Here is an 11,704-nt window from a genome sequence, read left to right on the forward strand (position 1 = left end):
TAACAGCGACGCACATCTTATAAGATATGAGAAAGGGCCGCACAGTGAAGATCACCAACGTCTACGAGGGCGTCGTCCCGATCAGCTCCTCGATCCGCAACGCGTGGATCGACTTCAGCTCCATGGACTGCTCGATCGTGGCGATCGAGAGCGATGTCATCCGTGACGGCAAGCCGGTCGTGGGCTACGGCTTCAACTCCAACGGCCGCTACAGCGCGGGCGAGATCCTGCGCCGCCGCATCCTTCCGCGACTGACGGACGCCGACCCCGGCAGCCTGCTGGACGAGCAGGGCGGCCTTGACCCCGCCAGGGCGTGGGACCTGATGATGCGCAACGAGAAGCCCGGCGGGCACGGTGAGCGCTCGGTCGCGGTCGGTGTGGTGGACATGGCCCTGTTCGACCTGGCGTCGAAGATCGAGGGCAAGCCGCTGTACCGGTACCTCTCCGAGCGCCACGGCGACGGGCAGCCCGACGACTCGGTGTTCGTCTACGCCGCCGGCGGCTACTACGCGCCGGGCAAGACCCTCACCGATCTCCAGGACGAGATGCGCGGCTTCCTCGACCTCGGCTACGACGTCGTCAAGATGAAGATCGGCGGCGCCGACCTGGCCGAGGACCTCCGCCGGATCGAGGCCGTCATCGACGTCCTGGACGGGGACGGCTCCCGGCTGGCCGTCGACGTCAACGGCCGCTTCGACCTCACCACCGCCCTGGAGTACGGGCGGGCCATCGCGCCCTACGGCCTGTTCTGGTACGAGGAGATCGGCGACCCGCTCGACTACCACCTCAACGCCACGGTGTCCGAGCACTACGCGGGCGCGATCGCCACCGGCGAGAACCTCTTCTCCCTCCAGGACGCCCGCAACCTGATCCGCTACGGCGGCATGCGCCCCGACCGCGACACCATCCAGGTCGACCCCGCGCTGTCCTACGGCCTCACCGAGTACCTGCGCATCCAGGACATGCTCCGGCAGCACGGCTGGTCCTCGCGGCGCTGCGTCCCGCACGGCGGACACCAGTTCTCGCTGCACATCGCCGCCGCCCTCAAGCTCGGCGGCAACGAGTCCTACCCGGGCGAGTTCCAGCCCACCGGCGGCTTCGCCGACGACGCCGTCGTCGAGAGGAGCCGCGTCGGCCTCACCGACATCCCCGGCATCGGCTTCGAGGGCAAGGCCGCGTTCTACAAGGTGCTGCGCGACCTGCACGGCTGATCGCGACACCCCGTACGACCACCCATGGGACAAGGCCGGACACGATCGTCGTGCAAAGGAGCACCAACGATGACATCCACCACTGCCGCAGACCGCCCGCAGCGGTCACGGCTGAACCGTCTGATACGTGAACTGTGGTTCCAGGTCGTGCTGGCCGCGGTCCTGGGCATCGCCGTCGGCGTCCTCGCCCCCGGGCTCGGTGAGGATCTCAAGCCGCTCAACGACTGGTTCATCGCCCTGGTCAAGATGATCGTGATCCCGGTCGTGTTCTGCGTGGTGACCACGGGCATCGCCTCCATGGACAACCTGCGCAAGGCGGGCCGGATCGGGGTGAAGGCGATCGGCTACTTCCTGGTGCTGTCCCTGGTGTCCATGCTGATCGGGCTGGTGGTGGCCAACATCTTCCAGCCCGGCTCCGGGCTCCACGTCGACGCCTCGTCGCTGAACGCCGAGGACGTGCCCGAGACCGCCACCGAGCACGCCACCTTCACCGGGTTCGTCTCCTCCCTGATCCCCGCCTCCCTGCTGGGCGCGATCACCGGAGACGCGATCCTGGCGGCGCTGATGGTCTCGATCGTCTTCGGCGTGGCCCTGAACATGGCCGGTGAGGAGGGGGCGCCGCTGACCCGCGGCATCAAGGCACTGTCGGACGTCGTGTTCCGGATCGTCGGCTGGGTCATGCGGCTGGCACCGCTGGGCACCTTCGGCGCGCTGGCCACGGTGGTCGCCACCTACGGCGCCGAGAGCCTCAAACAGCTCGGCTACCTGATCATCCTGTTCACCGCGACCTGCGTCGTGTACGTCCTGGTCGTGCTCGGCGCCATCATGCGGGCCTGCCGCCTGAGCCTGTTCGGCCTCATGCGTTTCCTCAAGGCCGAACTGCTCATCGCCCTGAGCACCTGTTCCAGCGAAGCGGTCCTGCCGCAGCTGGTGCGCAAGCTGGAGACCCTCGGCATCGGACGGCCCGTGGTCGGCATCGTCATCCCCTCCGGGTTCTCCTTCAACCTGGACGGTTCCGCCGTCTACCTCACGATGGCCTCGCTGTTCCTGGCGCAGGCCATGGGCATCGATCTGTCGTGGCAGCAGCAGCTGATCATGGTGGGCGTCATGATGCTCACCAGTAAGGGCACCGCGGGCATCGCGGGCGGGGCGTTCATCGTGCTCGCGAGCACCGTCACCGCGGTGGGCCACATCCCGCTCGCCGCCCTGTCACTGATCGTCGGCATCGACCGCATCCTCAACGAGGGCCGCGTCTTCATCAACGTCCTGGGCAACGCGGTCGCCACCATCGTGATCGGCAAGTGGGAGAAGGACCTCGACATCGACAAGGCCCGCTCGATCCTCAACTCCCGTACCGCACAGGGCCCGTCGGCCGGCGCCGGGAGCGACGCGGGATCCGGCGCGGACAAGGTCCCCGCCGACGTCTGACCCGCCGTCGGTCCCCGTCCGGCGACGGACGCCTCCCCCGCCCGTCCTCATCCTCGTCTCATGAAGGCTCCGGCACGGTAGGCGTATGAACTCTCCGCGCAAGCCCCGGCTGCTGGTCGCCGCAGCCGCGGGACTCGGCACCCTGCTCCTCGCCGCGAGCCTGCACGGTCCGCCCTTCGGCGGCGACGGGCCGACCTCGACCGAGGTGGCCATCAGGGTCGACCAGGTCGGCTACGCGCGCGGCGAGGCGAAACGGGCCTACGTCATGGGACCCGCGGCGGCACTCGCGGGAGCGCGCTTCGAGGTCGTCGACGCCGGGAACGACGAGGTGGTCACGGCGGGGAGGCTCGGAGCCGTCACCGGTCGCTGGAACGCCGAGTTCCCCTCGGTGCGCAGCGTCGACCTCTCCGCCCTGAACACGCCCGGCACCTACCGCATCGTCCTGACCGGGAGCGCGGCCGGCCGCTCGCCGGCCTTCCGGGTGACCGGGGCCCGTGAGCTGATGACCCCGCTCGTACGCGACAACGTCCGTTTCCTCCAGGCGCAGCGCGACGGGGCCGACGTGTTCACCGGCGGCCCCCGGAGCGCCTTGCGGCACGGCCCCTCTCATCTGGCCGACGAGGACGCGACGGTCTACGAACCTCCGGAGTACGACGAGGAGGGCACCGAACTGCTCGACGAGGAGCTGACTCCGGCCGGTGAGCAGGTCGACGTCTCGGGCGGGTGGTTCGACGCGGGGGATTTCCTCAAGTTCACCGGCACCACCTCCTATTCGGTGGCCGAACTCCTGCTCGCGCAGCGCGACCTGCCCGAGATGGCAGAGCTGTCGGACGAGGCATCGCACGGGCTGGCCTGGCTGGACAGGATGTGGGACGGCGACACCGAGACCCTCTACGTGCAGGTCGGCATCGGGGCGGGCAACGAGGCCGTACGGACGGATCACGATGTGTGGCGGCTTCCGGAGGCCGACGACCGGCTCGACGTGTCGCCCGGTGACCCGGACTACACGATCAAGCACCGGCCGGTCTTCCGCGCGGCCGAGCCGGGCGAGGGGGTCAGCGCCAGTCTGGCGGGCCGGGTGGCGGCGGCCTTCGCCCTCGCCGCACAGCGCTCCGCCACCGATGACCCCGAGCAGGCCCGGGAGTGGCTGGAGAAGGCCGCCGCCGTCTACGCCCTGGCCGACACCGCCCCCGACCCCGACGAGCCGCCCCTCACCGCGATCCCCGGGAACTTCTATCCCGAGGACTCCTGGCAGGACGACATGGAGTTCGGCGGCGCCGAACTGGCCCTGGCCGCACAGGCGCTCGGGGACGAGCGGGAGGGCGACTGGGCCGACGACGCGGCCCGCTGGGCCGGGGCGTATCTGCGCTCCGACGTCCAGGGCACGCTGGGCGTGGCGGATGTCAGCGCCCTGGCCCACGTGGACCTGGCCGCCGTCCTGGACGGCGGGCGGGCGCACGGGGTCGCGGCGGCTGACCTGTACGACGATCTGCGCCGCCAGTTGGAGGACGGGGTGGCCCGCGCCGGGGACGACCCGTTCGGGGCAGGAGCCGTCTACGACGACTTCGACGCCGTGCCTCACACCTTCGGGCTGGTGGCCACGGCCCGTCTCTACGCCCGGGCCACCGGGGACACGCGGTACGCGGCCTTCGCGGGCCGGCAGCGCGGCTGGGCGCTCGGCGCCAACCCCTGGGGAACCAGCTTCATGATCGGTGCGGGTGAGGTCTATCCGCACTGTCCGGAACACCAGTTGGCCAACCTCCGGGGCAGCCTCGACGGCAAGGGCGCCATTCTGCGGGGAGCGGTCGTCAACGGCCCCAACGACGCGGGGAAACTGGAGGAGTTGAACAGCTTTCCCACGATGAAGAAGTGCACGGCAGCCCCGCCGGAGGGCGCCTGGAGCGACTTCGACGGCAAGGGTGCGCGCTACCTGGACGATGTGGGCGCCTGGCAGACCGTGGAGCCCGCGCTGGACTTCACCACGACGGCCCTGCTGGCCTTCGCCCTGACCGCGCGAGCCGGCGAACGGTAGTCTCACGCAGACGCTCCGACGGAGATACCGGCTGAAAGGCGGACATGAACACCGACTGGGAGTGGGACGACACCCTGTTCCTGGGCTCGGCCTCCTATTACCGGCGCGGCAGACTCCCGTACGCCCCCGGGCTCGCGGACGCGCTCGCCGAGATCCTGGCGCTCGACGGGCGAGGACGCCTCATCGACGTGGGCTGCGGACCCGGCACCGTCGCCCTGAGCCTGGTGGACCTGTTCGGCGAGGTCGTCGGCGTGGACCCGGACAGCGGGATGATCGCCGAGGCGGCTCGTGAGGCCGCCGGGCTCGGGGTGGGCGGGAAGACGCGATGGGTGCGGGCCAGGGCCGAGGAACTGCCCGCCGGTCTCGGCACGTTCACCGTCGCGGTCTTCGCCCAGTCCTTCCACTGGATGGACCGGGAGCTGGTGGCGGCCACCGTGCGGGACATGCTCGGGTCCGGTGGAGCGCTGGTGCACATCTCCGACCTGAAGACACAGACCCGCGGCGTCGAGGACCTGCCGTATCCGGCGGTGCCGTACGCGGCCCTCGAAGAGCTGGTGGGCGGCTATCTCGGGCCGGTCCGCCGGGCCGGCCGGGGCGTGCTGCCGCACGGGACCCCCGGTGGCGAGGCGGTGGTGTTCGCCCGGGCCGGATTCACCGGCCCCCAGCGGCATGTCGTGCCCGGCGGGCAGGCTCTGGAGCGCACGAGTGACGACGTCGTCGCGGGCGTCTTCTCGATGTCGTTCTCGGCCCCGCACCTGTTCGGCACCCGCCGGGACGACTTCGAGGCGGACGTACGCCGGCTGCTACGGGCGGCCTCCCCGACGGACCGCTTCTCCGAACGCCTGCCGGGCACCGAGATCTTCGTCTGGCGCAAGGCCCCTACCGCAGCAGCAAGGGCCTAGGGCCTAACCGCTGTGGGTGGCGCTGCGGATCGCCCGCCAGCGGCGGATGAAGAACCGCAGGAAGAGCGTCTCGCACAGCACGGCGTAGAGGAGGACGCCGCCGACGACGGCGAGATCGTCCCGGAGGGTCGGGCTGGGCTCCAGCCGTCCGACCAGGAAGTAGCCGCCGAGGCTCTGGGCGAGCACGCCGGTGCTGAGGATGAACACCGCCGTGGCGATGTACGGGTAGCCCATGTGCGTACCGGAGGAGACGAGCCGGGATTCCCAGCTGAGGACGTCCCCCGTGCCCAGAAGGCTGTTGATCCGGCGCTCGACCGCCGCGACGCCCTGGCCGGCCCGCTGGGAGCGGTGGTACTCCCCCAGCCAGATCAGCAGGCTCGCCTTCGCGGCTCCCGGGACGAAGAGCAGACAGGCCGGGATCAGGAAGCCCCGGGGCAGATCGGAGGTGATCATGGCGGCGGTGACGACCGCGAGGGAGGTGAACGCGAAGTTCATGATCTGGATGCGGTTGCTGATCGCCTGCAGGCTCTCCGAACGCAGCGAGTTGTACTCCGCGAGCAGCGCCGTCAGAGCCGCGGGATCCGCCGGCCCCGGAGTGGCGGAAGTGGACCGTACGACGGGAATCGCCTTGCGTGGGGCGGGAGTTGACGGTGATGGATCGGTCACCCTGTGATTGTGTCCAGCAACTCCGCGGCCGACACACCGGACACGCCGCCGGACTCCTCGCCGGACGCGTCTGCGGACTCGGGCTTGAACGCGTACTCGACGGTGCGGAAACCCAGCGCCCGGGCACGCGCCAGATTGGCCCCGCGGTCCTCCACGAACAGGGTGGCGGAGGGGCGGACGTGCTCCGCGGCGATCTCCAGGAGGCCGCGCCCGGGTGTGCTCTTGGAGACGCCGAGCCCGCTGGAGAGGAAGACCAGTCCCGGGTCGATCCACCGGTCCAGACGCAGTCGCTCCGCCTGCTTCGCGTACCAGAAGGACGTGTTGTTGGAGGCGATGCCCACCGGCCGGGCTCCGTCGGCGGAGGCCGCGGCGAGCAGTGTTCCGGCGGCGGGGTTCACCACCAGCAGCTCCTCGTCCAGCTCCTTGACCAGCTGTGCGGGGATGTCGCAGCCGAGCTGCCGGGAGAGCTCGCTCCAGTACTCCGCCTCATCGGCCTCGCGCACACTGAACGCGCTCCAGCAGTGCCGGCCGGCCTCCAGTACGGCGGACCGGTCGAGCCCCAGCCGGTCCCCGAGCCCCGCGCCCGGGGACAGCAGCAAGGACTCCCAGGGATCACTGAAGAGGACGTTGCCGAGGTCGAAGAGGATCACCGCCGGACTGCCGGCTTCCGCGGCACCGGGATACGCGTTCACCTGCGGGCCCCCTTCGCTCCGTCGCAGCGGCCCGCCGGGGCGCGGCGGCCGGGAATCGCGACGCTAGCATGCCGGCGCACCGCACCCGGGGCGGCCGACAGGAGCCGTCGAAAAACCAGGAACCGCCCGTCACTCCTCTTCCGGCGTCCGCGTGCTCTCCCGTACGACCAGTTCGTACCCCGCGATGAGTCGTGTGTGGGGGGCCTCCGCGTCCGTGGTGATCCTGTGCAGCACGGCGTCCACGGCCAGTTCGGCGATCTCCCGCTTGTCCGGGGAGACGGTGGTCAGCGACGGGACGCTGTAGCGGGTCTCCTGGATGTCGTCGAAGCCCACGACCGCCAGGTCCTGCGGCACGCGCAGACCGTGTTCGTGCGCCGTGCGCACCGCGCCGGAGGCCAGCAGGTCGCTGAAGCAGAAGACGGCGTCCGGGGGCTCGTCCAGGGCGAGCAGGATCCGCATGGCCGCGGCTCCGTCGGCGCGGGTGAACTCGCCGGTGTCCGGGACGAGTCGGGGGTCGTGCGGCACACCGGCGGCGTGCAGCGCGGTCAGGAAGCCGTGCATGCGCTGCACGGTCGTGGCATGGGCCCGGTCGGAGGGCTGGCCGATGACCCCGATGCGCCGCCGGCCGAGCCCGAGCAGGTGCTCGGTGGCCTCGCGCGCCGCCGCGGAGTTGTCGATCAGTACGTGATCGGCCGGGATCTTGTACGACTGTTCGCCCAGCAGGACAAGGGGTACGCGGCGCTCGCGGTTGGCGAGCATCGTCTCGTCGAGGCAGAGCGGGCTGAGCAGCACCCCGTCGATGAGGGGGTCGCTGAGTCCGCAGGCGATGCGCAGTTCCTCGGCGGGGTCTCCCCCGGTGTCCTCGATGAGGACCGTGCAGCCGCGCTTCTTGGCGGCCGCGATGACCTCGGCGGCGAGTTCCGCGAAGTACGGCGCGACCAGTTCGGGCACGGCCAGCGCGATGATGCCGCTGCGGCCGGTGCGCAGATGGCGTGCGGAGGCGTTGGGCTGGTAGTCGAGTTCGGCTATGGCGCGCAGCACCCGCTCGCGGGTCTGTTCCGCGACCCGGACCTCGCCGCGGACGACGTTCGAGACCGTCTTGATCGATACGCCCGCGCGCTCGGCGACGTCCTTGAGGCGTGCACCTGCCATGGCGGTCGCCCCTCCCTCCCCCGACTTCCTTCCGGCCGACGGCCGACGACCCGCGGTCGCCTTCCCCGTTGCTCCGTCACGCGTGTCGGTCCGGTGCGCTGCTCAGCGTAAGCCATGTTCCAACGTTGTAATGGCTTCACTCACCAGTTGGGCGATATCGACCGTTATGACGTCGACGACTCGTCGAACAGGAAGTTCGTGCAGAAGTGTTGACGTCACATTTCCCCGGGGATACAACGTTGTAACCGCCTCGACCCAGTGACCGAGCGGATCGGTTCGATCTCCCATTCCAACGTTGTACTCCTTGAGTTTTCCGCCGTGGAAGGACGCATGCCCATGCGGGACCGTACGCCGCACACCTCCCCGCCCGCTCCGTCCCGGCGCCGGCTGCTGCGCGGCACCCTGTCGCTCGGTGCCGTCGCGGCCTCGGCCGCGGCGCTCGGCGGCTGTGACAGCACCCTCGCGCAGGGCTTCACCGGCGGGTCGCCCACCCCGGACCGGCTGAACTTCTGGAACCCCTTCACCGGCGGCGACGGTGAGCGGCTGCTCGCGATGCAGGCCGCCTACCGCGCCGGGCACCGGTCGACGGACCTGAAGTCGGCGACCTTCGTCTGGGGCAACCCGTACTACACGAAGCTCACCCTCGCCACGCTCGGCGACCGGCCGCCGCAGGTCGCCATCAGTCATCTGTCGAAGGTGCCGACGCTCGCCGAGGCAGGTCTGCTCGCCGAGATCCAGCCGGCCGATCTGGCCCGGCACGGCCTGACCGAGGACAAGTTCGACGCGCGGCCGTGGAAGAAGTCGCAGCTGGACGGCAAGCTCTACGCCATCCCGCTCGACACCCACCCCTTCGTGCTCTATTTCCGTACCGACATCGCCGAGAAGGCCGGACTGCTCGACGGCAAGGGGCGGTTGACGGACGTGGACGGGCCCGACGCGTTCATCGACGCGCTGCGCGCCGCGAAGGAGGTGACCGGGCAGTGGGGCGGTTCGATCGCCTCGGTGAAGGACGCCTCGACGCAGTTCCGGCTCTTCTGGTCGTTCTACCGGCAGATCAGCGGCGGCGATCTCGTCGCCGACCAGGGCAGGAAGGTCGTCATCGACACGGAGGCCGCGGCCGAGGCCCTCGCGTACATCCGCCGGCTCACCCAGGAGAAGGTCGTCCCGACGACCACCGACGGCCCGGGTGCCATCACGATGCTCACCACCGGCAAGGCCGGCTTCCTGATGGACGGCGTCTGGCAGGTCCTCACGGTCCAGGGCTCCAAGGTGAAGTTCGACATGCGGCCCCTGCCGCGGATCTTCGACGACGCGCCCTACGCCTGCGCCGCCGACTCGCACTCCCTCGTCCTGCCCAAGGCCCCCTCCGAGTCGGCCCAGCGGCTCGACCTCTCCCTGGGTTTCGTCGCCTCCCTGCTGGGCTCCAGCAAGCTGTGGGCGGAGGGCGGACACATCCCCGCCTGGCTGCCGACCCAGCGGTCCGCGTCCTACAAGGCCCTCGAACCGCAGTCGCACTACGCCGCTGCCGCCGACGGGGCCGCCTACGACCCGGCCGCCTGGTACGGGGGCGCGGGCAGCAGCCTGCAGATCGTCATCGGCGACGCCGTGACCTCGGTGTTCACCGGAGCCACCAGCCCGACGGCCGGAGCCGCCCGGATGAAGCGCGAACTGCGCGAGCTGGCAAGCCGGCCCTCGCCCGTGTAGCCCGGCGCCCTCCCCCGCTCGCCCACTGTCTCCATCACGGCCCGTATCGGGCCCCCGCACGTCGTGAGATCCCGTATGTCTGACTGAAAGGGCCGTCCCATGGCCACGACAACCGCACCGACCAAGGCCCGAGGCAGAGGTGACCGCTGGGCCGGTCCGGGGATGCTGTTGCCCTTCTCCCTGTTCTATCTGGTCTTCCTGGTGGGGCCGCTGATCTACACCGTCGTGGCCGGCTTCTTCGACACCAGCCTGCTCAAGTCGGGCCTCGGCGACTTCGCCGGCTTCTCGAACTACTCGACCGTGCTGGGCGACAGCGAGTTCTGGCGCACGCTGAAGAACACGCTGTGGTTCACCGTGCTGACCACCGTCCCCCTGGTGCTGCTCAGTCTGGTGCTGGCGATCCTCGCCGACCGCTTCGTCCGCGGACGCTGGTTCTTCCGCTTCGCCTTCTTCGCGCCGTTCGTGCTGCCCTCGGCGGTCGTCGCGCTCATGTTCACCTTCATCTACGCCGACCAGGTGGGCCTCGCCCAGCAGGCCGCGACCTGGGTCGGCGTGGACACCCCGCCGTCCTGGCTCGGCGACCCGGACTGGGCGATGATCTCCATCGCCGCCGCCACCGTGTGGTGGACGCTCGGCTTCAACTTCGTGCTGTACCTCGCCGGTCTGCAGGACATCCCGCGGTCCGTGCACGAGGCCGCGGCCATCGACGGAGCCGGGCCCTGGCAGCGCATCCGCCATGTGGTCGTGCCGATGCTCGGCCGCACCACGACCCTTGTCACGGTCCTCCAGGTGGTCGCCTCCCTGAAGGTCTTCGACCAGATCTACATGCTGACCAACGGCGGCCCCGACGGAAGCACCAGGCCCTCGCTCCAGCTCATCTACGACACCGGCTTCGTCGAGGGCCGCGTCGGTTACGCGTCGACCGTCTCGCTGCTGCTCTTCGTGGTGATCCTGCTGGTCTCGCTCGTCTGGTTCGCCCTCGTCCGCCGCGCCGAGAAGGAGCGCTGATCATGACCGCCACCGCCACCCCGCCCGTGACCGAGCAGCAGGCCCCCGCGGCCGAGCCGCGCCGGAAGTACGACGCCGAGCGCCTGTTCAACCGGGTGGCCCTCGGAGTCCTCGTCGCCTTCTCGCTGCTGTGGCTGGTGCCGCTCGCCTGGGCGCTCGCCACCTCGATCCGGCCCGCGCAGGAGGTCATCACCGACCCCACCAGCTGGTTCACCGCCCACCCCACCCTCGCCGCGTACGGGGACATCTTCGACGCGGGGAAGCTGCCCTACTGGTACGCGAACAGCTTCATCACCTCGATCCTCACGACCGTGCTCACGGTGCTGGCCGGCTCGCTCGCCGCCTTCGCGCTCTCGCAGACCCGTTTCCGGGCGCGCCGCGTCGCGTTCGTGATGCTCCTCGCCGGGATCATGATCCCGGGCCAGGTACTGATGATCCCGCAGTTCCTGGCGCTCCAGGAGGCGGGCCTGCTCAACACCTACTGGGGTGTCGTGCTCCCCCAAGTGCCCAATGTGGTCGCCGTGTTCGTCTTCAAGCAGTTCTTCGACGGCATCCCCAGGGAACTCATCGACGCGGCACGCGCGGACGGCGCGTCCTGGCTGCGCACCTACCGGCAGATCGTCATGCCCATCTCGCGGCCGGTGATCTCCGCGGTCACGATCTTCGTGTTCGTCGGGGTCTGGAACAACTTCCTGTGGCCTCTGCTGGTCGTCACCGACCCGGAGATGATGACCCTCCCCGTCGGACTGACCTCCGTCCAGGACGTCTTCGGCGTCCCCTACGCCCAGCTGATGGCCTCCGCCGTGCTCGGCGCCATCCCGCTGCTGGCCGTGTTCGCGCTGTTCCAGCGCCGCATCGTCGAGGGCATCGCCGGAACCGGCCTCAAATAGCCCCGCACGTACGGCAGTT

10 protein-coding genes are annotated in these 11,704 nt (G+C 70.0%); 7 read left to right on the top strand and 3 right to left on the bottom strand.

The window, feature by feature from the left end; all coding sequences use genetic code 11:
- Positions 1–44: 44 nt before the first annotated feature.
- From J8N05_RS24650 to J8N05_RS24665, 4 genes are all read left to right on the top strand, one after another.
- Complete coding sequence (locus tag J8N05_RS24650; protein WP_282108166.1) at positions 45–1,211, top strand: mandelate racemase/muconate lactonizing enzyme family protein; 1,167 nt, start codon at positions 45–47, stop codon at positions 1,209–1,211.
- Positions 1,212–1,280: 69 nt separating this feature from the next.
- Entirely contained in the window at positions 1,281–2,639 is a 1,359-nt protein-coding gene (locus tag J8N05_RS24655) for a cation:dicarboxylate symporter family transporter (protein WP_210886068.1), read from the top strand.
- An 85-nt stretch (positions 2,640–2,724) separates the two neighbouring features.
- A complete protein-coding gene (locus J8N05_RS24660; RefSeq protein ID WP_210886070.1) occupies positions 2,725–4,671 on the top strand; it encodes a glycoside hydrolase family 9 protein in 1,947 nt (648 codons plus the stop codon).
- A gap of 44 nt (positions 4,672–4,715) precedes the next feature.
- Positions 4,716–5,573 (top strand): class I SAM-dependent methyltransferase, encoded by an 858-nt coding sequence (locus J8N05_RS24665; protein WP_210886072.1) that lies wholly within the window; start codon positions 4,716–4,718, stop codon positions 5,571–5,573.
- A gap of 3 nt (positions 5,574–5,576) precedes the next feature.
- Here the strand turns inward: J8N05_RS24665 and J8N05_RS24670 are convergent, their stop codons facing one another.
- The 3 genes from J8N05_RS24670 to J8N05_RS24680 form a co-directional block, all read right to left on the bottom strand.
- The gene (locus tag J8N05_RS24670; protein WP_210886074.1) at positions 5,577–6,239 is read right to left on the bottom strand and encodes a hypothetical protein; all 663 of its coding nucleotides are present in this window, start codon (positions 6,237–6,239) and stop codon (positions 5,577–5,579) included.
- Positions 6,236–6,931, bottom strand: coding sequence for an HAD family hydrolase (locus tag J8N05_RS24675; protein ID WP_210886077.1), 696 nt, complete (start codon positions 6,929–6,931; stop codon positions 6,236–6,238). The genes J8N05_RS24670 and J8N05_RS24675 overlap by 4 nt, the downstream gene beginning before the upstream one ends.
- A 129-nt stretch (positions 6,932–7,060) precedes the next feature.
- Entirely contained in the window at positions 7,061–8,083 is a 1,023-nt protein-coding gene (locus J8N05_RS24680) for a LacI family DNA-binding transcriptional regulator (RefSeq protein ID WP_210886079.1), read from the bottom strand.
- A gap of 336 nt (positions 8,084–8,419) precedes the next feature.
- Between J8N05_RS24680 and J8N05_RS24685 the strand changes: the two genes are divergently transcribed.
- The 3 genes from J8N05_RS24685 to J8N05_RS24695 all read left to right on the top strand — a co-directional run bounded on the left by J8N05_RS24685 (position 8,420) and on the right by J8N05_RS24695 (position 11,685).
- Entirely contained in the window at positions 8,420–9,787 is a 1,368-nt protein-coding gene (locus J8N05_RS24685) for an extracellular solute-binding protein (protein ID WP_247706460.1), read from the top strand.
- Between the two features lie 99 nt (positions 9,788–9,886).
- Complete coding sequence (locus tag J8N05_RS24690; RefSeq protein ID WP_107014848.1) at positions 9,887–10,795, top strand: carbohydrate ABC transporter permease; 909 nt, start codon at positions 9,887–9,889, stop codon at positions 10,793–10,795.
- Positions 10,796–10,797: 2 nt separating this feature from the next.
- Positions 10,798–11,685, top strand: a complete 888-nt coding sequence (locus J8N05_RS24695) for a carbohydrate ABC transporter permease (RefSeq protein ID WP_210886084.1) — start codon at positions 10,798–10,800, stop codon at positions 11,683–11,685.
- Positions 11,686–11,704: the final 19 nt, after the last annotated feature.

This window comes from Streptomyces liliiviolaceus (assembly GCF_018070025.1).
Taxonomy (GTDB): domain Bacteria; phylum Actinomycetota; class Actinomycetes; order Streptomycetales; family Streptomycetaceae; genus Streptomyces; species Streptomyces liliiviolaceus.